This is a genomic window from Flavobacterium sp. PLA-1-15, from assembly GCF_049060005.1.
Classification (GTDB): domain Bacteria; phylum Bacteroidota; class Bacteroidia; order Flavobacteriales; family Flavobacteriaceae; genus Flavobacterium.
Map to the genome: position 1 here is coordinate 1 of NZ_JBMGQS010000043.1, position 21,198 is coordinate 21,198.

The following is a 21,198-nucleotide window of genomic DNA, read 5'->3' on the forward strand; positions in this document are numbered from 1 at the left end:
CTTTTGAAATTTTCGAACATTTATTGAATCCCTATACCGTTTTACAAAATGTAAAATGCGACAAATTATTAATATCCATTCCATTACGATTGTGGTTTTCTCCTGCTTACAGAAGCAAAACCGATATGTGGGACCGTCATTATCACGAATTTGAAGATTGGCAATTGGATTGGCTTTTAGAAAAAACGGGGTGGAAAATTACTGCTCGTGAGAAATTTACTCATCCGGTAAAAAAATTAGGTTTTAGACCTTTGTTGCGTTATTTCACGCCAAGATATTATATCGTTTTTGCCGAAAGGAAATAGTTTTCAGTCTATGAAATATTACATTGTCATTCCATCGCATAACGAAGAAAAACTCATTTCTTTGACCTTGCAATCTTTGGTTGAACAAACTGCTTTGCCTGATAAATTGGTGGTTGTAAATGACAATTCTACAGATAAAACTGCCGAAATTGTTTTGGCTTTCGCCGAAAAATATCCTTTTATTTCATTAGTCAATAAAACTTCGGATGCAATCCACTTACCGGGAAGTAAAGTAATCCAAGCATTCCAAAAAGGATTTGAAACGTTGGATGATCAATACGATTTCATCGTAAAAGCAGATTCTGACTTGATTTTTCCAAATAATTATTTCGAAACCATCATTAACCATTTCAATTCCGATGAAAAAATCGGGATGACGGGAGGTTTTTGCTATATCGAAAAAAATGGCGAGTGGGTTTTGGAAAATCTTACCGATAAGGACCATATTCGCGGAGCGTTAAAAGCCTATCGAAAAGAAACTTTTAAAGAAATCGGCGGATTGAAACCTGCTATGGGCTGGGATACAGTAGATGAATTATTGTGTAAATTCTACGGATGGAAAGTTGTTACAGATGCTTCGTTGAAAGTAAAACATCTAAAACCAACCGGAGCAAGTTATAACAAAACCGCTCGTTACAAACAGGGGGAAGCGTTTTACACTTTGGGTTACGGTTTTTGGATTACGGCAATCGCTTCGGCAAAATTGGCCATGATGAAGAAAAAACCTTTGCTTTTTATTGATTACATCAAAGGCTTTCTAAAGGCAAAATCTTCGAAAAAACCACTTCTAGTTACTTTAGAACAAGCGAAATTCATCCGCAATTATCGCTTGAAAAAAATGAAGGAAAAGTTATTTTAAATATAAAAACTCCAATCTCGTAACCATAACTCATAACTAATCGTTATTTTTGAACATATTTAATGCTATGATGTTAATCCGATATTTATCGCAAATAGGAAGGTATTTCCTGATGTGGAAAGAAATTTTCAATAAGCCTACAAAATGGAAAGTCATGAAAGGACTTATCCTAAAAGAAATTGATGATTTGATTATTGATTCGCTTGGAATTGTGGCTTTTATCTCGTTCTTCGTGGGCGGGGTTGTTTCCATTCAAACCGCTTTGAACCTTACCAATCCTTTGATTCCGAAATACCTTATTGGTTTTGCTACTCGTCAATCTGTAATTCTTGAATTTGCGCCAACCTTTATTTCCATCATCATGGCGGGAAAAATGGGATCCTTTATCACATCAAGTATTGGAACAATGCGAGTTACGGAGCAAATTGATGCTTTGGAAGTGATGGGTGTAAACTCCTTGAACTACCTTGTATTTCCAAAACTAATAGCACTACTACTCTATCCTTTTGTCATTGGAATTTCCATGTTTTTAGGTGTTCTAGGCGGATGGATCGCGGCAGTTTATGGCGGATTTGCTTCGAGTGATGATTTTATTTATGGAATCCAGACTGAATTTATTCCGTTTCATATTGCGTATGCCTTTATAAAAACCTTTGTCTTTGCTCTTTTATTGGCTACTATTCCTTCTTTTCACGGTTATTACATGAAAGGTGGTGCTTTGGAAGTTGGTAAAGCAAGTACGGTAGCGTTTGTTTGGACATCTGTTACTATTATTTTGATCAATTACATTCTAACCCAATTACTTTTAAGCAAATGATAGAGGTAAAAAACATAGAGAAATCGTTTGGCGACAGCAAGGTTTTAAAAGGTATTTCCACCGTTTTTGAGACTGGAAAAACCAACCTTATTATTGGACAAAGTGGTTCTGGGAAAACGGTTTTATTGAAATCACTTTTAGGCATTCACACACCCGATTCAGGCCAAATTATTTTTGACGGAAGAGTTTATTCCGATTTGTCTCCTGATGAAAAGAGAGCACTTAGAACTGAAATTGGAATGGTTTTCCAAGGGAGTGCGTTGTTTGACTCGATGACTGTAGCTCAAAACGTTGCTTTCCCATTGAAGATGTTTACCAAAAATAATCGTTCGGAAATTAACGACCGTGTAGACTTTGTCTTGAAAAGGGTAAATTTGATTGATGCCCATCATAAATTGCCTTCAGAAATTTCGGGAGGAATGCAAAAACGTGTTGCGATTGCAAGGGCAATTGTAAACAATCCTAAATATTTGTTTTGTGATGAACCAAATTCTGGTTTGGACCCGAATACTTCTACCATTATAGATAATTTGATTAAGGAAATTACTGAAGAATACGATATTACAACCGTTATCAATACCCACGACATGAACTCGGTTATGGAAATTGGCGAGAACATTCTTTTCTTAAAAAATGGTGTAAAAGCTTGGCAAGGCAACAAAGAACAGATTTTTGTTACCGATAACGAAGCAGTTGTGGAATTTGTTTATTCTTCGAATTTATTTAAAAAAGTAAGAGAAGCCCACTTGAAGGATTTGAAATAAATCAATGGGTCTTATACACCCAACCCGTTCTTTCTTCACCATCTTTCATTCTTACATAATAAAAATAAGTTGCATCTGGTAGTTCTCTATCTTTAAAATCCTGTCCATACCAATCGGATTTATAATTTTCTTTTTCATAAACCAAACGGCCGTAACGGCTGTAAATTTTCAGATTCAATATGTCAAAACCTGACAAATCGAAAAAGTCGTTATCGCCATCATCATTAGGTGAAATGCCTTTGGGGATTCTGCAAACTGTACTGGCAACATTAAAATCTTGAAAGTAAGAACAACCTGCTGAATTTGTAACCGTAAGCGTGTACAAACCAATAGGTTGATTTGTTACTGATATTGGATTTTGGCTTGCGGTAAAACCATTTGGCCCTGACCAACTATACAAAACATTTTCTTCTTCGAAAGAATTTCCTGAGGATAGTGCTCTCAGAATATAATTATCTTCGTTGCTTTCACATCCTCCAACTATTACAAATTCCGGAAAATCATTTACATTTAAGGTTGTTGAAACGGGTTCAGATTCACAACCATTTAAAATTATTTTTAACGTATAGATTCCATCATTGGCGGAAGTTGGATTTTCAATAATAGGATTTTGTTGGTTTGAGATGAAACCATTTGGCCCGGACCATTGGTAAGTTCCAGATGTAATATTGGAAGCAAACAATTGTAAAGGTTCATTAGTGCAAATCACTGAATCAAAAGAGATTTCTGGTGTTTCTGGAATTGATTTAATGATGATATTTAAAGTTGATTCATCTGAATTATTACAAGAATCACTCACTTTATATTTGAATTGATAAGCGCCCGATTGCAAGGCTGAAGCGTTCCAATTACTCCCTGAAAGCATTCCGCTGTTGGTAGTTTCCTGCCAAGTTCCACCTTCATCATAATTCGATAATAATGAAAATAAATTGATCTGGCCTGGAGCACCGCAATAAGTTGGATTCAATGGAGTTCCCGCTTCAGGCAAATCATCATTTAAAAACACATCAATATCCGAAGTAAAATTGATGCAAGAAGCTGGATTATCTGCATAAAAAACTCGGACGTGATAGGTTCCTGAATCTGTAACCGGGTCAAATGTTGTAAAATTCAAAGTGTTAGAAGTACTTAAAATTGTTGTTGTGTTATTGTCTTTCCACCATTCATAACTTAAAAAAGGAAATGAAAGAACGGAAAGTGATACGTTTTGACCAGTGCACAAGTTAGCCGTTTCTATCGGAAATCCATTTGAATTGCCAATTTCATAATCGGCTTGCAAGATATTTCCGCAGTTGTCCTCAACCTCAATCCCATAAACAGCCGCCTCAATCCCTAGAAAAAGACTTGATTCTTGATTATCAATAGTAAATGGATTTCCGTTTTTGGTAATTATTTTATAATCAAAAGGAGCTACTCCTGATGCGTCCACGATAACATCATGAGTACCATCTTGGCATGAAACACTGACCACGTTGTTAATCTTTGGCTTAGCCAAAAAATCAAATTCTTGGATAGTTACAATACAATTTTGACTACTGGCGGCATTCCCAAAAATATTATACCTTCCTAAAACCCTAAAATGTCCATAACCTGTTATATTGTATGTAATTACATTTGATGGAAGCGGAATAGAATTCGAATTTGCCGGTGTTGCATTTTCAATATAATCTACTCCCGTAAATGGATGTTCCCAAACATTATTAACTGGATCGAATTTTTGGAGCCAATAGGACATTGGATTGGAAACATTTCCTTGTGAAAAAACCTGCAAATCGAACGAGCCACAATTTTCCATAACATTTACCGTTGCAGTCTGCTCATAAGTACCTACAGGACAAGTAAGCTCATGCTCATTACCACAAATATCGAGTGTCTTAAAAATATACGTTCCTTGCGGAAGTGAATTCATGAAAAAGTTGAAAGAAATGCCATCAATGTTGGAAGATACATCGTATGGCAGAGTAAAACCTGCTGCTTGTGGAGCTTGAATAATTTTTACATTAGCAAAATCACTTGAAGTAACGATGCCAACACTTCCAAAACCCATTTCACATCCATTCAAGATTGTTCTTAAAGGAGGCAACACATCTGGGATATCAACATCAATCTCCCTTATATGCTCTACTCCACAAATATCAATTAACGATAAAAGATATTGACCCTCGGGTAAATCTTCTAACAAAAAACTATTTGTTCCAGATGGTGTCAAAACATGTGGTGTGCTATGCGGATATGCAGTTGGAGCTATCATGACAGTGGCACTAATTGCATTTAAAATTGTATATTTAACCGAATTGCAACCTGTTAGTTCTGATGTAATGGTGAGTTCTGTAACAGGAAATGCTAAACTTCCTGTACTTTGAAAAACATTTCCACAACCATCGCTCACCTCTAAGCTATAACTAAAGGATTGATTTGGAAACAGTGGGATTTCTTCCGAAATAGTAATCAAATCTTCATCGCCATTGGTCAATACTTGATCCATTATTACCTGCTCACCCGAAGGAAGTGTCAATACATAATGAAGGCTTATTGGATAGATAAAATCTTGTTCACTTGCGTTATTTAATGTTTGGGTGACAGAAGCGGTATTACAATCGGCACTTGTAATCGTATTTACTAACCCAATTTGCAAACCTGCTCCAGCAAAATCTATAAGATTATAATTCTGTACAATTCCATCTCCACAATTATCAAAAACCCTGATTAAATATACACCAGGGGTCAAACCTGTGAAAACATTTGATGTTTGCAATGGCTTTAAAACTGGGCCTGAAATAATTTCATATTGTACGGGAATCCCTTGCGTTACATTTAATGTAATTTTTTGATCGCAAAGATGGCTAGCTCCTGTCATTGAATATTCAAGTTGTACAACCTGATTCAACACTGTTACATCTTGCTGTTGTGAATTACTCTCAGTTCCTAATGATTGTGTAGCTATTATTCTATATGTTCCAGAGGAAAGACCGCTATATGTATTTCCAGAAGTAGTGCCTACTGCGGTGGTTGTATTGGGCAATAAATAAATCGAATAAATAATCGATGCGCTGGGAGTTATTCCAGTAGCATTAAATGATATTGAACCATTATCTTCACACGTTTCATTTGTTACTGTAACATTTAATGAAAAGGGAGGGATTTGAGAAAATGTCAACTGCGAAAAAAGTAAAAACAGTATAATTCCGAAATTAAATCCGGAGAATTGACAAGTAGTTCTTTTCATCTTTAAAAATTTAGGCTTCTAAAGATATGAAAATCAATAATTCAAATGATAAAATGTAGTACTTTTTTGAAATTTTAAAGAATAAATGCTCCAGTCTACTTATTAGTTTCAATTCTCGCAACAATCGACTTGATTTCCTGCTCTTTCCCTTTTGGAAAAATAAGCAACACATCTTCCTTGTCAACAATAATGTAATCGCTTAAACCGTCGATAATAATCAATTTTGATGCATCCGTTCTGATAATATTATTGGATGCATTTTCCAAAAATACTTTCGCATTTACAACGGCATTATTGTTCGCATCTTTTCGTAATTTTTCATGAAGCGAACCCCAGGTTCCGAGGTCATTCCAATCAAAATCAGCAGGCAAAACATATACATTATTCGCATTTTCCATGACCGCATAATCAATTGAAATGTTTTCGGCAAGAGCATAATTTTTAAGAATAAAATCTGCTTCAGCATCGGTATTGTAAACCGGAATTCCTTCCGAAAATAAAGCCAACATTTGTGGTTGGAATTTCTCGAAAGCTTCTAAAACAGATTGTATACTCCAGATAAAAATTCCTCCGTTCCAGAGAAAATTACCACTTTCTAAAAAAGACTTAGCCGTTTCATAATCTGGTTTTTCTCTAAAATGACTAACCTTTTTTACCTGATTTTCATCCGATTTATTGTATTCAATATAACCAAAACCCGTATTTGGAAAAGTTGGCTGAATACCCAAAGTCATCAACGCATTTTCCTTTGAACAGAAATCAAAAGAAGTCTGCAGATTTTCGATAAATGCAGTTTCGTCTTCAATCCAATGGTCGCTTGGAGCAACAACTACAAGTGCGTCTGGATTCTGCTTTTGAATTTTTAAAGAAGCATATAAAATACAGGGAGCTGTGTTACGCATCGCAGGCTCGAGCAGAACCTGATTCTGACTTACCATCGGCAATTGTTGCAACACCAAATCGTTGTAACGCTCGTTTGTTAGAATAAGAATATTTTCTGCCGGAATCAACTTTGCCAATCTACTGAAAGTCTTTTGGATGAGGGTTTCTCCGCATCCAAGCATGTCGTGAAATTGTTTCGGAAATTCTGTTGTACTTACTGGCCAAAATCGAGAACCAACGCCTCCAGCCATTAATATCGCGTAATAATTATTATTCATTTTTATAATTTCAAATGAGCTTTTTCAAGTAATTCAAATGTATGTATTTTCTACCACAGTAGCTTTAATAATTTGTAATAAAACTATCAAAATTACCATTAAATTCAGCTTGGCAATAATTCAACTTCCGCATTGGGATTAAATAAATACACTCTTCCCGAACTAACTTCCATACATTCATAACGTTTCACCCTAAGACTTCCTTTTTTGAAGATTTTTCCGTTATGGATTCTGAAAATACTTCCAACAGGAATTTCAAAAATATAATTTTTGTCGTTTTCCTTATCAAAATACTTCAAGGCCAAAGCCAATTTAGCATCGGTATCGCTACTTGCTGTGGGATTTTTAAAGTGTCTTGCCAAAAGAGGCAATAATTGCGAAGGAAAAATTTCAGGACGTATAAACGGAACCATCAATCGTTGAAACGAATACTTCCACTCTGCTCCATGGGGTTTTATATTTCGTCCGAATTTTTCAAAAGCAACCAAATGAGCAATCTCATGAATCAAAGTAATCATAAACTTATACTTGTTCAAGCTTGCATTCACCGTGATTTCGTGCTTGCCAGACGGTCCTTTTCGATAATCGCCGTGTCTTGTAACGCGTTCATTTACAATTTTCAAATGAACCTGATTTGCAACAATCAAATCAAAAACCGGCTTAACAGCGTGTTCGGGAATATATTTGGCTAACGTCTCATTCATACTTTTTTAAGGTGTCGATGACGAAACCTGCAATACTTTTCCATTATAAAATCGATTTCCAGTCAACGAAAAATCATAGATATAATCCGCCATTTGTCCCGCCGAAAGTGGTGCTTCATATCCCGGAAAAGCTTCCGCTAACATTTCAGTCTGAACCGAACCCAACGCCAAAACATTAAATGCAATCCCTCTTTCTTTATATTCTTCAGATAATAATTCCGATAACGTAATCACGGCACCTTTACTCGAACTATAAGCTGAAAGTCCCGCAAACTTCATACTTCCCTGAATGCCTCCCATCGAACTTATTGTAACAACATGACTTCCCTTCTCTAAAAAAGGCAAACAAATTCTCGTCAATGATGCAACCCCAAAAACATTCACTTTATAAACCCTTTCAAAATCTTCAACTGTCGTTTCCGAGAAAGGTTTCAAGACCAAAGCTCCCGCATTATGCACAATCGCATCCACTTTTTTCCAAGAACGGTTTAAAAAATCTTGCACTTTATTCAAATCTGATTCTACCGACAAATCAACCGAAAGACACGTAATATTTGAGTTATCGATTAAAGTTTGAGGCGTCTTTCTCGAAAGCGCCAAAACCTGATGCCCTTCATTTGCGAACTTCAACGCCAGCTCATACCCAATCCCCCTACTCGTTCCCGTAATAATTATATTTTTCATTCTTATATTTTCAGAAGCACGACTTTAGGCTTCTATTAATCTATATTCCCGCTTTCCGCTCCAATCTTTTTATTTTTAAAGAAAAAATAAAAAGGATTTCCACTACAATCGGGGCTAAATTTAATCTTTAGGCTTTTTCTTAACCTTTTACTTCAGAACGATCTCCTTCGTCTTTGCATTCACCATTTGCTCTGCAACCGGCAAGATATCCTGAATAAAACTCGTCATGTGTTTGGTATCCATCAACTCAAATTCATCGTCAACGTGGTGGTAATACGGAAAATTCTCAAAATCAAACGTGCAAACCGTCTGACACGGAACATTGAATTTTTGAAAAAACGGATAATTATCCGAACGCATGAACAACTGGTATTGGAATTCCATCGGCAAGTAACCTACCAACTTTTTTCCAGCATAGTCGTTTATTTTCGAAGCCATATTTGATTTGCTGAAACCCGTGATATAAGCCGTATAATCCGCCGTCATCGGCACGCCAATCATCTCAAAATTCAACATCGAATACAAATTGACATTCTTTTTCTTTAACTTTTCAGCCAAATGTTCCGAACCCAATAATCCAACTTCTTCCGCTGTAAAAAACACAACCAAAATACTCCTCTTATTGGTTTTGCTAGTTCCAAAATATTTAGCGATTTCAGCAACAGCCGTGACACCCGAAGCATCATCATTCGCACCATTATTGATTTTATCACCGTTTACTCCGCCATCTTTTGAAATCCCAATGTGGTCGTAATGCGCTCCAAAAATTACAAACTCATTCTTTAAAACCGGGTCATTCCCTTCGATATAGCCAACAATGTTTACAGTTGGAAGTTTAAAATTGGTCAACGTATCACGATAGGAAGAAAAATAAGGCTTTACATTATTCTTTTTCAAATATTCCTCTAAAAACACGGATGCTTTTTGTATTCCAGGCGTTCCCGCTTCACGTCCTTCAAAAGCATCTGAAGTTAATGTTTTCAAGGTTTCGGAAACACTTTTTTCTTCAACTTTATACGTAAAAGCATAGCTGGATTTTACATTCTCTTCCAGAATGTCCTTATCATTTACAGATGTAGCAGTTTTACAGCTAAAAATAAAAAGCGGAATTAAATAGAATATTTTTTTCATTTTCGTGTTGTTTTGTATCCGCTAAAATAAACAAAAATCCCGTCTCGTGATAACAACGAGACGGGATTTATAAGGAAAATGATAATGCGGATTAGGCCAACATTGTCACTGGGTTTTCTAAATATTGTTTCAAGGTCTGCAAGAACTGAGCTCCTGTAGCACCGTCAACCGTTCTGTGGTCACAAGCCAAAGTCAATGTCATGGTGTTACCCACAACAATTTGTCCGTTTTTCACAACTGGCTTTTCAACGATTGCACCTACAGAAAGGATTGCAGAATTTGGCTGGTTGATAATCGATGTAAATTCAACGATACCAAACATTCCAAGGTTTGAAACGGTAAAAGTACTTCCATCCATTTCGGCTGGTTGTAATTTTTTGCTCTTCGCTCTTCCTGCCAAATCTTTCACACTTGCTCCAATTTGAGTCAGGCTCATTTGGTCGGTGAATTTCAATACTGGAACAACCAATCCGTCTTCAACAGCAACAGCAACTCCAATATTCACGTGGTGGTTGATGATGGTTACATCTTCTTTCCATTGTGAATTTACTTTTGGATGTTTCTTCAACGCCATTGCACTTGCCTTGATTACCAAGTCATTGAATGAAACTTTTGTGTCCGGAAGTGAATTAATAACGGTTCTAGACTGCATAGCATCGTCCATCGTCACCTCGATTGTAAGGTAATAATGTGGTGCCGTGAATTTAGACTCCGACAATCTTCTCGCAATGGTTTTACGCATTTGAGAATTTTTGATTTCTTCTGAAAAAGCTTCTCCTGCAGGAACAAATGGTTTCACTGGATCTGATGGAGCTGTTTCTGCTTTCGCAGAAGCTGGGGCCGAAGCTTGTGTTTCAGCCTGTGGCTTGAAGTTTTCGATATCGCTTTTCACGATACGACCGTTCTCACCAGAACCTTTTACCTGAGAAAGATTGATTCCTTTTTCTTCGGCAATTTTCTTAGCCAAAGGAGAAGCGAAAATTCTTTTCCCATCGTTATTAGCAACTTCAACCGTTTTATCATCTGATTTTTCTTCAGATTTAGACTCTTCAGCTGGAGCTTTTTCTTCTTTTGAAGTAGTTGGAGCCGAAGCACCACCTTTTTTATAATTTTCTGCAACGCCAGTAATATCTGTTCCTTCTGGACCGATGATTGCCAAAACGCTATCAACAGGAGCAGTTTGACCTTCTTCAACACCAATAAACAATAATGTTCCAGCGTTGAAAGATTCAAATTCCATTGTTGCTTTATCGGTTTCAATTTCAGCCAAGATATCCCCTTCGCTTACTTTATCGCCTACTTTTTTCAACCAAGTTGCAACGGTTCCGTCTGTCATAGTATCGCTCAAACGAGGCATTGTTACTACCACAACTCCTTTTGGCAAAGTAGCCGGAGCTTCTTTACTTTCGGTTGCTGGTTTTTCTTCAGTTGTTTTTTCTTCTTTTGCTTCAGATTTTGGAGCATCGGTTTTCTCTTCTGATTTTGCTTCAGCTGGAGCCGATTTTCCGTTTAATAAATCTGAAATATCTTCGCCTTCTTTTCCGATAATTGCCAAAAGTGAATCTACCGAAGCAGTTTCTCCTTCTTGAATTCCAATGTGCAATAAAGTTCCAGAATTGAATGATTCAAATTCCATTGTAGCTTTATCGGTTTCAATTTCAGCCAAAATATCACCTTCGCTGATTTTGTCGCCTACTTTTTTCAACCAAGTTGCTACTGTTCCTTCCGTCATGGTATCGCTTAAGCGAGGCATTGTGATTACTGTTGCCATATCGATTATAGTTTATGAGGGATGAAAGGATAATTTTCTTGTTCGTATACCACATCATACAATTGTTGAGCAGTTGGAAATTCAGATTCTTCGGCGAATGTTGCACATTCTTCCACTAAATCTTTTACTCTTTCGTCAATTGCTTCAATTTCTTCGTCTGTAGCAAACTTTTGGTCTTTGATTACATCTAAAACCTGTGTAATCGGGTCGATTTTTTTGTATTCTTCAACCTCTTCTTTTGTTCTGTATAATTGTGCATCCGACATAGAGTGTCCTCTATAACGGTATGTTTTCATTTCAAGGAAAGTTGGGCCGTCTCCACGACGTGCTCTTTCGATGGCTTCGTGCATTGCTTCGGCCACTTTTACAGGATTCATTCCATCCACTGGTCCGCAAGGCATTTCATACCCTAAACCAAGTTTCCAAATGTCTGTGTGATTTGCTGTTCTTTCTACAGAAGTTCCCATTGCATAACCGTTATTTTCAACGATGAATACCACTGGAAGTTTCCAAAGCATTGCCATATTGAAGGCCTCGTGCAAAGAACCTTGACGTGCTGCACCATCACCAAAATAAGTCATCGTTACACCACCTGTTTCGAAATATTTATCTGCGAAAGCGATACCAGCACCAACAGGAATTTGAGCTCCTACGATACCGTGACCACCATAAAAACCATGCTCTTTAGAAAAAATGTGCATCGATCCACCCATACCTTTAGATGTACCGGTTACTTTTCCTAACAATTCAGCCATTACTTTTCGAGGATCAACACCCATACCAATTGGCTGAACGTGATTTCTGTAGGCCGTAATCATTTTGTCTTTTGACAAGTCCATAGCGTGCAAAGCACCTGCTAAAACTGCCTCTTGACCATTATATAAGTGAAGAAATCCTCTTACTTTTTGTTGTATGTAAAGCGCTGCTAGTTTGTCTTCAAACTTTCTCCAAAGTAGCATGTCTTCGTACCACTTTAAATAAACTTCTTTTGTAATTTCTTTCATCTGAATTTTCCTTTTGCTAATGTTGCTTATGAATGTATTTAATCGATTACTCGCAAGATAGTTTCCTCACACAGAATTGCGAAACGCAAAAATAAGACATTCCAACTTAGAACTAAAATTTAAGGAAGTATTTTTAAGTCTTTTTTATAAGAAGTTTTTATCGAACATAAATGGGAGTAAATTTTTCAGAGAATCCGACTTATAAATCACTCCCGTTTCTCCCATGAAATAAATCTCAATCGGATATTCCTGTTTGAATTCATATTCTGCAATCGATTGCCTACAAGCCCCGCAAGGAGGTATTGGAGAGGTAACTGGCTTCTCATCGGCAGTAGCAGAAATGGCCATCTGAAGGATTTTTACATCAGGATAAATTGCCCCTGCTTGAAAAATTGCAACACGTTCTGCACAAAGACCCGAAGGATATGCGGCATTTTCCTGATTGGAACCTAAAACAACTTTTCCGTTATCCAGAAGAAGTGCCGCACCTACCCTGAATTTTGAATACGGTGCGTATGCTTTTTGGCGAATCTCTACTGCTTGTTCCATTAAAACTTTAACATTTTCAGGAAGCTCATTCAGTTCATCAAAAACGGAAAACTTTGTTGTAATATTGATTTCTTTCATCTATGAATTTTCTTTTAAATCAGAATTTCTATTTCGTTTTAAGGGAAAAAAAATCCAAATCTCATTCAACTGAAATTTGGATTTTTTATAAAATTATATTCAACTATTAATATTCGTCGTATTTATCTCCGAAAGCAAAACTAAGCGAAAATCGCAATGTGTTTTCCAATGGATTTCTCACTTTTGATGCCGAGAACAAATAAGAGACATCGATTTTCACTACATTATATTTGAATCCAGCTCCTAGAGAAAAGAATTTTCTAGCTCCTTTCATCGGACTTTCGTTAAAATAACCTGCCCTCAGTGCAAATGAATCTTGGTAGAGATATTCTGCTCCTACGGAATAAGTGAACTCTTTTAGCTCTTCACTAAAACCTCCTGGCGCATCTCCAAAGGATTTGAAAATACCTTCCGTCCAACCAATTCTTCTGTATTCTTCTCTATTTTTTAATTCTTCATCTCCTGAAATTTCACCATCCCCATCCAAATCCTTCGGGTCTTGCGGAGTTGGCACCAAAAGTTTTGCCAATTCTACATTTAATCCTACTTTATTGTATTCATCAAATATAAAATCAAAACCAACACCTAATCTCATATTTGCAGGAAGAAAATTACCACTAAGTTCATTAATTTCAGCATCATTATCATAACTGATTTTTGGTCCAAGGTTTTGCCATATCCATCCTGCTCTCCATCTTCCATTAAAGTCATCATAGGCAATTTCTTCAGATTGATAAAAAGCAGAAAGATCCACAGCAAATGTACTCGCTGGTGAAGCATCAACATTTTCTGACTGCACTTTGAGCGCTGAACGAATATACCTTCCCGCTACAGAAAACGAGAAACGCTCACTTAATTTCAACGCATAAGACCCATCAATCGCGAATTCATTTGGCGACACATCATACAAGTAATCACCTTGATTATTGGTAATTTGTATATCTCCAAAACCAAAAAATCTAAGACTTGCCGCAAAGGCACTTTTTTCGTTAATTCTATTGAAATAATTGACCTGACCAAGAGAGATATCATTTACTAGGCCTGTCAAATAGGGCGTATAACTCACTGCGAAACCTTGCTTATCAAGAGAAAATGCATACTTGGCTGGATTCCACTGTTGTGAATAGGCATCTGTAGAGGTCGCAACTCCTTGATCGGCCATACCTGCGGCTCTTGCATCGGCTGCTACCATTAAAAAGGGAACTCCTGTTGAAATTGGATTTGCTTCTTGTGCATTAGAAAGCTGTATAAAGAACAAGCAAATTATTACTATTGAAATCTTTTTCATTCTAGGTATTTAAAAATATAATTAAACAAATATAGTATTTTATTAAAGTATTACAAGTTTCTCGTACTTTTCTGTTTTCTTGTTTGTAATGTTTGACTTTACAGTAAGCTTGTATATGTAAACTCCTTTACCAATCTTATCTCCAAAGTCATCTTTTCCATCCCATGTTATCTCTCGCGAGAGAAATCCTTCGGTATTGACTATCTGATTTCTCGTCCAAACTATTTTCCCTGTAACCGTCATAACTTGAACTTGAACATCCAGGGGCTCGAAAGGACGATTATGTGTAAACCAAAATTGTGTATAGCTTACAAAAGGATTTGGATAATTCAAGACATTCGTAAGTGTTAGGGTTTCATCGCCCACAACAATGAATTGAATTTCTGCTGTGACTAAATTATTATAAACATCCCATCCTTTAAAAGTAAGCGTATGCAATCCTTTTTCTAAATTCCTAAATGGAAATCGCAACTTTCCTTTTGTATAGTCGTCCAACTCAGTTTCGTAATAATCGTTTAATATATAGGGATTATTTTCGTCGCCATCCAAGATTGCCACCATATCGTGACCTATTCCGCTTGCCGTATTCATACCGTTTTCATCTTCCAAGAAGGCCAAGAAAATTGGAGATTCATTTGTTATACCTCCGGATACGAAACTTTCATCATTCATATATAACTTGACTCTTGGAGCAATATTGTCGGCCACAGCATTTTCATTAATCCCTCCTACTTTTATATCGCTATTAAAACCCGTTTGATTTTCGAACAAACCTGTTTTTTTTGCGTAGAAACTTATTCTTCCATTTCCGACAGGAACTCGAATATCTCTTGGAACCACAAAACCAAATTCAAATTGTCCGTTAGAAACCGATGCATTTCCTCTAAAAATGGTTTCGCCTAAAGCAACAAATGGCAAAGTTGGAGCTGTCTCGCGCGGATTCATATTTACAACAGCATCCACAAAATCATTCCTCAAAGTGTTCTTGTTGATGTTCTTGTCAAAGATATTGACGGCAAGCTCTCCCATGTAATTTGACATAAGATTATTGTTTTCATCAACAACCTGTCCAGTTAATTTTACAAATGCCAATGATTTCAAATCATCTACCACGCCTGTAATAGGCATGTCGTTGACTTTTGTTAGAATAACTTTAGGCTTGGGAATAGCCAACATCAAGGCCGGATCACCAATACAGACCACAATATTTGTAGATCGCTCATTTTTAGCCAATCGGAGCGCTTCACCAACAGACACATATTGATTAGAGCCAAAAGAAAACAAATATTTCGACAGAACCGGATTAAACCTTTGAGCCACATCCTGTCCTATTGATCTAACTGTTGTTAGCATTGCTATTGCCCCTCCTTTAGGATTTAGATAAGTAAATTCGCCTCCTGTTTTTCTGTAAGGATTATCAAATCTAGAATAGGTACAAGTTAGGGTTATAAATACTGGATACTTGTATCTATTATTTAAATTTTCACCATCTGATTTTTCCCAAATTCTTTCGGCCGCAAGACCATCTTCTCCTCCGTGGCCAAGATAATTGAACACTAGAGCTCCTTTCTCAAAAGCTTCAAATATTTCTGTTCGTGCTTTTGGATATCGGTCACCTCCCGCGGCAGTTTCTTGTAAATACGAGTCGATTAGTATCTTTTTTACATTAAAGAAAGGCTTTTGAGCAAAAATATTATCGGCTTCTAAATTTTGGAAATACTGCAACTCTGTATCAAGGGGCTTACTAACATCCGGATCATCTGCAATAAAAACCAAATTATTTCTCCAGTTTCCATAGGATTTTTGGTCGTAGTATTCTATTACCTTGTTTACCATCTCATCTGCTTGCTGAACAGTACTTACAATCATTCTTCCTACAGCAACATCAAGTCCGGTTCCTGTAACACTTCCACCTTCATTATCGTCCATCAAAACAAAAAAATCATCTGAACAAAAAGATCCCCCACCTTCTGCACCTCCATATTCAGCATGATAAATAGGCACAATATTAGTATTGTTAGGTATTCTATCCTTGAAGTCAAAAGACGCATCGCCAAAAAGATTCAGATATTTTACTCTATTGGCATCTGTAGAAGCATTTTTGTAAACATATTTTACCAAATTCCGTATAGCACCTATATCTTGCTTGCCTGAGGAAAATTCTTGGTAGATATTTTCCAGATTCACCACCTTTACATTCAAATTAGAATAGCTTCTATGAAAACTTGCTAATTTTTCTGCGGTAGCATTTAAAAAAGATGGAGTGATGATTAAATAATCAATGTCTTGAAATTGACCTTGAGCATTTTTAAAGATGGTTCCCTTTATATTTTGATTGACAATTTTGGGTCTGGAATCTTTTAATGGAAGATAATAATCCTGAACATCAACTGCTATATACTTTCGGACTTCTCCCAAACTTGCCTTGTAAGAAAATGAATTCTGACTGGCATTTTGAATACTTGAAACATTATATATATCTGTAATATCCCAAACCTGAGCTATTGTTGAAGCATTTGAAATTTGAAATTCTCCAAACCCGGTCATTGTTGCGGCGGCATTATACTGAAATCGGAATTGCTTACCGTATCCCTGAAGATTTCTTTTTGCCCTAAGAATAATATAGTCAAGATATCCTCTTGAACTAGGAACACCACCATTATTGTAATCAATATCTATTGTAACTGTTGGTGCTGCATTAAAAGTAAAATTAACAATTCCATCCCTGTAAAAACCATCAAAATTTGCATCGGCTCCAATACTCAACAAACCAATTTGGTTTGCATTTGCCTTTATATTGAAAGATGTTGCGTTTGGCGCATTAACTGCACCTGCTACAGTTAGACTAATTGGCTCCGAAGCTACAATATTTGGAAACTCAAAATCAAACGTCTTTTTATTGTCAAAACTAAACTCCTCTCCAAACCATCTTCTTCCCAGTCTGCCGATATTTACCAAATCAAGCTCATGAAATTGATAATCATCAAAAACTGAAATTGGAGTTGCATTAGCAGTAATCAAAGGCATTGGATTTATTCGTTTTCCAAAACTTCCCTCTACATTAATATAATAATAGGACTTGTTTTCGTATAAATTATTATGGGATTTATTTTCCTGACTCCAATTATCCACTCCTTCGGCATAAAACAGAATGTAATCCTGGTCATTAAGAACCTGATCTTCTTCACCAATTACTTGGATCGCATTTTCCTCTAAATCTGATGGATAATCTACGGCATTAGAATGTGGCACCATTCTACCACCATTTCCATAAATTTTTATACTTCGCGGATCCACTCCATTCAGATTAATACCAAGTCCCTGCAAAAATGATTTTGAAAGCCTGTAAACACCCGATTTTTCAACATAAAACCTATACCAATTTCCTGAACTCAAAACAGAATTTGACAATTCATTAAAACCTCTTTTCACAAAACTTGCATCACGCCCTGCAGTAACAGTGTAACTAAATGATTTGATTTTTTTATACGAGGAACCGTCCTTAATAATAGGATACAGCTCAAAGCTAGCAAAATTCAAATCCCTTGCTTTGACATTCTTTATTGAAGCACTAAGTTTATTGGAAATTGCTTTTCGAGACAAATCACCTAATTTTGAGTCAGGAATGTTTTCGTAAACAACATTTGAAATAAGTAATGATTTTTCGTCAACGACAGACGTAACCGGAATATTTATACGAAAAGAGATGGTTTTCTCCAATTCATCAAAATAAAAATATTGAAAATCAAATTGCGGAACATTATAATGACGGGTCTCATACGAAAGTACAGTATTTTCGCTCCAATTAATTACAAGATCTCCTTTAATCTGTCCTTTTACAAAAAAGGGATATAAAACTATAATAAATAATATTGTTCTTTTCATCAAAATAAGAAACGTAGTATGGCTGATTTTATTACTATACGGTAAATTTAAATCATTTAGTTTGTGCAAAAGAATAATATTTCAATTAATTTTGCGTTCTATTTTTCGAAGAGTTTTTAGAACAGAAAACATTTAACTTATTTTTTGTTATTATTTAAAAAAAGATGTTGCGGTGTAATGGTTAATTATTATATTGCGGCGAAATTTATTACCTACTGGAAGTATGAAAGTAAACAAAATTATGGCTGTTAAATTAATGCTGTCTTTAGCATTAGTGATTGGTTTTGCTAGCTGTAGCAAATCGAGCTCAAAAAATGCGTCGTCTGCGACAGGCTGGAAAATCAACGATAAAAAAGGTGGTTTTCAGCTAAACACTAAGTACAAAAAGCAGCAAGCTGCTCCTGGTTTGGTTTTAGTGGAAGGTGGAACGTTCACTATGGGTAAGGTACAAGACGATGTTATGCACGATTGGAACAATAGCCCAAACCAGCAACACGTTCAATCATTCTATATGGATGAAACAGAAGTTACAAATGCAATGTATGCTGAATACCTATACTGGGTAAAAAGCGTTTTCAAACCTACAGACGAGAATTACAAAAACATCTACGAAGGTGCTTTGCCTGATACATTGGTATGGAGAAGCAGGCTAGGCTACAATGAGCAAATGACCAACAATTACCTTCGTCACCCAGCTTATGCTTACTATCCTGTAGTAGGTGTAAATTGGATTCAAGCAGCTGAATTCGCTAAATGGAGAACTGATCGTGTAAACGAAGCTACTTTAGAGAAAGAAGGATACTTGAAAAAAGACGCTAAAACTAAAGACATTAGCGCTGAAGCTACTTTTAGTACTGAAACTTACATCAATGCACCGACTAAAGCGTTTGGAGGCAACGAAGAAGTAGTATTAAAAGGAAAAAGAGGTAAATCTAAAGATAGTACTAACTTATATGCTACAAGAAGTTCTGGTTTAATCAGTCCTGAATACAGACTTCCAACAGAAGCTGAGTGGGAATATGCAGCAGCATCTGATGTAGGTAATAGAGAATACAACTCATACAAAGGACAGAAAAAATATCCTTGGAAAGGTTCTTATACCAGAAGTGGAAAAAGACAAGTTAAAGGTGATCAATTAGCCAATTTCAAACAAGGTAAAGGTGATTACGGCGGATTAGCAGGATGGTCTGATGATGGAGCTGATATCACAAATGTAGTAAAATCTTACCCTCCAAATGATTTTGGATTGTATGATATGGCTGGTAACGTTGCAGAATGGGTTGCGGACGTTTACAGACCTGTTGTAGATGATGAAGCAAGTGACTTCAACTACTACAGAGGTAACGTATTCTACAAAAACAAAATTGGTGAAGATGGAACCGTTGAGCTTGTAACTGCTGAAAACATCGCTTATGATACTTTAAGTAATGGTAGAATTATGGCTAAAAACTTCCCTGGACAAATTGCTCAAGTGCCAATTGACGAGAAAGAAACTTATTTAAGACAAAATTTCTCTCAAAGTGACAATAGAAACTACAGAGATGGTGATAGACAATCTAGAAGAGATTTCAAATTTGGTTCTGAAGAAGATTCAGACACTGGAAAAGAAGCTAAGAGAATGTACGACTCTCCAATTCATAATGTAACTAAAGATTCTTTGGATAACTTAGTAAGGGCTTACGACAAGTCTAACAAAAGAACAACTTTGATTAACGACAACGTAAGAGTTTACAAAGGTGGTTCATGGAGAGACAGAGCTTATTGGTTGGATCCTGCTCAAAGAAGATACTTCCCACAAGATATGGCAACTGACTACATCGGATTCAGATGTGCAATGTCAAGCGTTGGACCAAAATCCACTAAGAAAAAAGCAAGAAACTAATTTCTTAAACATAGCATTCATAAAAGCCCTTTCATTAGGGCTTTTATTTTTTAAACTCATTTCAAATGGAAATTAAAGACATTCACAGTCTATTCTTACAGTGCAAATCGGTAGTGATCGACACTAGGAAGATCGAAGACAACTCTATGTTTGTAGCAATAAAAGGCGAACGATTTGACGCGAATACTTTTACTAATGAAGCTTTAGAAAAAGGCGCTTCGTATGTAATTATAGACAATGCCGATTATTATGTTGACGCAAGAACAATTTTAGTAGAAGACAGTCTTGTGGCTTTACAAGAACTTTCGAAATTTCATCGGCAATATCTGAAGTTGCCTATTATTGCCTTGACTGGAAGTAATGGCAAAACGACTACAAAGGAATTAATCAATGTGGTGCTATCCAAGAGATATAATGTAAAAGCCACTGTTGGAAATTTAAACAATCATATTGGGGTTCCGCTAACCTTGCTTTCTTTCAATAACAAAACCGAAATTGGTATAGTAGAAATGGGTGCGAACCATCAGAAGGAGATTGAATTTTTATGCACTCTTGCCAAACCAGACTTTGGATACATTACTAATTTCGGGAAGGCACACCTCGAAGGTTTTGGAGGTTTTGAAGGTGTGATCAAAGGAAAAAGTGAGATGTATAGCTATCTTTCGGAGAATAAAAAAATTGCTTTTGTGAATCTGGATGATGCCATCCAGGTGGAGAAAACGGAGGGAATTGAACGCTATAGTTTTGGTCACAGATCAGAGAAAACAAACGTGGTTATTGATGCTGTAAAAGCCGATCCTTTTGTGGCGGTAACAGTTCAGGGGATGGAAATAAAATCGCAATTAATAGGAATTTATAATGCCAATAACATTAATGCAGCGGTGACTATTGGAACTTACTTTAAGGTTGAACCAAACAGCATAAAGGAGGCAATTGAAAATTATGTACCAGAAAACAACCGATCGCAATTACTGAAGAAGAATAGTAACGATATTATATTGGATGCTTATAATGCCAATCCTAGCAGTATGAAGGTGGCATTGGAGAATTTCATGCAACTGGAGCTTACAAAAAAAGTGGCCATTCTTGGA

At 36.4% G+C, this 21,198-nt stretch carries 15 protein-coding genes and 1 pseudogene; 6 read left to right on the top strand and 10 right to left on the bottom strand.

Annotated features, from left to right (window positions below):
* The 4 genes and pseudogenes from ACI6PS_RS15520 to ACI6PS_RS15535 form a co-directional block, all read left to right on the top strand.
* A pseudogene (locus ACI6PS_RS15520) lies at positions 1-305 on the top strand (methyltransferase); the annotation flags it as partial.
* 10 nt (positions 306-315) lie between these two features.
* Entirely contained in the window at positions 316-1,164 is an 849-nt protein-coding gene (locus tag ACI6PS_RS15525; RefSeq protein WP_421013487.1) for a glycosyltransferase, read from the top strand.
* Between the two features lie 67 nt (positions 1,165-1,231).
* On the top strand, positions 1,232-1,981 hold the full coding sequence (locus ACI6PS_RS15530) for an MlaE family ABC transporter permease (protein ID WP_421013488.1): 750 nt from the start codon (positions 1,232-1,234) through the stop codon (positions 1,979-1,981).
* A complete protein-coding gene (locus ACI6PS_RS15535; RefSeq protein ID WP_421013489.1) occupies positions 1,978-2,745 on the top strand; it encodes an ABC transporter ATP-binding protein in 768 nt (255 codons plus the stop codon). The genes ACI6PS_RS15530 and ACI6PS_RS15535 overlap by 4 nt, the downstream gene beginning before the upstream one ends.
* A gap of 1 nt (position 2,746) precedes the next feature.
* On the opposite strand, the gene ACI6PS_RS15540 is transcribed toward ACI6PS_RS15535, so the two are convergent.
* The 10 genes from ACI6PS_RS15540 to porU form a co-directional block, all read right to left on the bottom strand.
* Positions 2,747-5,971, bottom strand: coding sequence for a gliding motility-associated C-terminal domain-containing protein (locus ACI6PS_RS15540; protein WP_421013490.1), 3,225 nt, complete (start codon positions 5,969-5,971; stop codon positions 2,747-2,749).
* A 95-nt stretch (positions 5,972-6,066) separates the two neighbouring features.
* Complete coding sequence (locus tag ACI6PS_RS15545) at positions 6,067-7,131, bottom strand: mannose-1-phosphate guanylyltransferase (protein WP_421013491.1); 1,065 nt, start codon at positions 7,129-7,131, stop codon at positions 6,067-6,069.
* Positions 7,132-7,235: 104 nt separating this feature from the next.
* Positions 7,236-7,835 (bottom strand): SprT-like domain-containing protein, encoded by a 600-nt coding sequence (locus tag ACI6PS_RS15550; RefSeq protein ID WP_421013492.1) that lies wholly within the window; start codon positions 7,833-7,835, stop codon positions 7,236-7,238.
* 6 nt (positions 7,836-7,841) lie between these two features.
* The gene (locus ACI6PS_RS15555) at positions 7,842-8,519 is read right to left on the bottom strand and encodes an SDR family NAD(P)-dependent oxidoreductase (RefSeq protein ID WP_421013493.1); all 678 of its coding nucleotides are present in this window, start codon (positions 8,517-8,519) and stop codon (positions 7,842-7,844) included.
* 147 nt (positions 8,520-8,666) lie between these two features.
* Entirely contained in the window at positions 8,667-9,650 is a 984-nt protein-coding gene (locus ACI6PS_RS15560) for a M28 family metallopeptidase (protein ID WP_421013494.1), read from the bottom strand.
* A gap of 91 nt (positions 9,651-9,741) precedes the next feature.
* Positions 9,742-11,421 (bottom strand): pyruvate dehydrogenase complex dihydrolipoamide acetyltransferase, encoded by a 1,680-nt coding sequence (locus ACI6PS_RS15565; protein ID WP_421013495.1) that lies wholly within the window; start codon positions 11,419-11,421, stop codon positions 9,742-9,744.
* A 5-nt stretch (positions 11,422-11,426) separates the two neighbouring features.
* A complete protein-coding gene (gene pdhA / locus ACI6PS_RS15570; RefSeq protein WP_421013496.1) occupies positions 11,427-12,425 on the bottom strand; it encodes a pyruvate dehydrogenase (acetyl-transferring) E1 component subunit alpha in 999 nt (332 codons plus the stop codon).
* 144 nt (positions 12,426-12,569) lie between these two features.
* The gene (cdd, locus tag ACI6PS_RS15575; protein WP_421013497.1) at positions 12,570-13,052 is read right to left on the bottom strand and encodes a cytidine deaminase; all 483 of its coding nucleotides are present in this window, start codon (positions 13,050-13,052) and stop codon (positions 12,570-12,572) included.
* Positions 13,053-13,158: 106 nt separating this feature from the next.
* The gene (gene porV / locus ACI6PS_RS15580) at positions 13,159-14,340 is read right to left on the bottom strand and encodes a type IX secretion system outer membrane channel protein PorV (RefSeq protein WP_421013498.1); all 1,182 of its coding nucleotides are present in this window, start codon (positions 14,338-14,340) and stop codon (positions 13,159-13,161) included.
* A gap of 42 nt (positions 14,341-14,382) precedes the next feature.
* Positions 14,383-18,225 (bottom strand): type IX secretion system sortase PorU, encoded by a 3,843-nt coding sequence (gene porU / locus ACI6PS_RS15585; RefSeq protein WP_421013499.1) that lies wholly within the window; start codon positions 18,223-18,225, stop codon positions 14,383-14,385.
* Positions 18,226-18,448: 223 nt separating this feature from the next.
* Between porU and gldJ the strand changes: the two genes are divergently transcribed.
* Positions 18,449-20,107, top strand: coding sequence for a gliding motility lipoprotein GldJ (gene gldJ / locus ACI6PS_RS15590; protein ID WP_421013500.1), 1,659 nt, complete (start codon positions 18,449-18,451; stop codon positions 20,105-20,107).
* A gap of 65 nt (positions 20,108-20,172) precedes the next feature.
* Positions 20,173-21,198 (top strand): UDP-N-acetylmuramoyl-tripeptide--D-alanyl-D-alanine ligase (locus tag ACI6PS_RS15595; protein WP_421013501.1); only part of this gene is annotated, 1,026 nt, incomplete at its 3' end.

Bases quoted from the DNA above. Each gene is read 5' to 3' on its own strand.
- ACI6PS_RS15525 (WP_421013487.1), top strand. From the start codon at position 316: ATGAAATATTACATTGTCATTCCATCGCATAACGAAGAAAAACTCATT.
- ACI6PS_RS15530 (WP_421013488.1), top strand. From the start codon at position 1,232: ATGATGTTAATCCGATATTTATCGCAAATAGGAAGGTATTTCCTGATG.
- ACI6PS_RS15535 (WP_421013489.1), top strand. From the start codon at position 1,978: ATGATAGAGGTAAAAAACATAGAGAAATCGTTTGGCGACAGCAAGGTT.
- ACI6PS_RS15540 (WP_421013490.1), bottom strand. From the start codon at position 5,971: ATGAAAAGAACTACTTGTCAATTCTCCGGATTTAATTTCGGAATTATA.
- ACI6PS_RS15545 (WP_421013491.1), bottom strand. From the start codon at position 7,131: ATGAATAATAATTATTACGCGATATTAATGGCTGGAGGCGTTGGTTCT.
- ACI6PS_RS15550 (WP_421013492.1), bottom strand. From the start codon at position 7,835: ATGAATGAGACGTTAGCCAAATATATTCCCGAACACGCTGTTAAGCCG.
- ACI6PS_RS15555 (WP_421013493.1), bottom strand. From the start codon at position 8,519: ATGAAAAATATAATTATTACGGGAACGAGTAGGGGGATTGGGTATGAG.
- ACI6PS_RS15560 (WP_421013494.1), bottom strand. From the start codon at position 9,650: ATGAAAAAAATATTCTATTTAATTCCGCTTTTTATTTTTAGCTGTAAA.
- ACI6PS_RS15565 (WP_421013495.1), bottom strand. From the start codon at position 11,421: ATGGCAACAGTAATCACAATGCCTCGCTTAAGCGATACCATGACGGAA.
- pdhA (WP_421013496.1), bottom strand. From the start codon at position 12,425: ATGAAAGAAATTACAAAAGAAGTTTATTTAAAGTGGTACGAAGACATG.
- cdd (WP_421013497.1), bottom strand. From the start codon at position 13,052: ATGAAAGAAATCAATATTACAACAAAGTTTTCCGTTTTTGATGAACTG.
- porV (WP_421013498.1), bottom strand. From the start codon at position 14,340: ATGAAAAAGATTTCAATAGTAATAATTTGCTTGTTCTTTATACAGCTT.
- porU (WP_421013499.1), bottom strand. From the start codon at position 18,225: ATGAAAAGAACAATATTATTTATTATAGTTTTATATCCCTTTTTTGTA.
- gldJ (WP_421013500.1), top strand. From the start codon at position 18,449: ATGAAAGTAAACAAAATTATGGCTGTTAAATTAATGCTGTCTTTAGCA.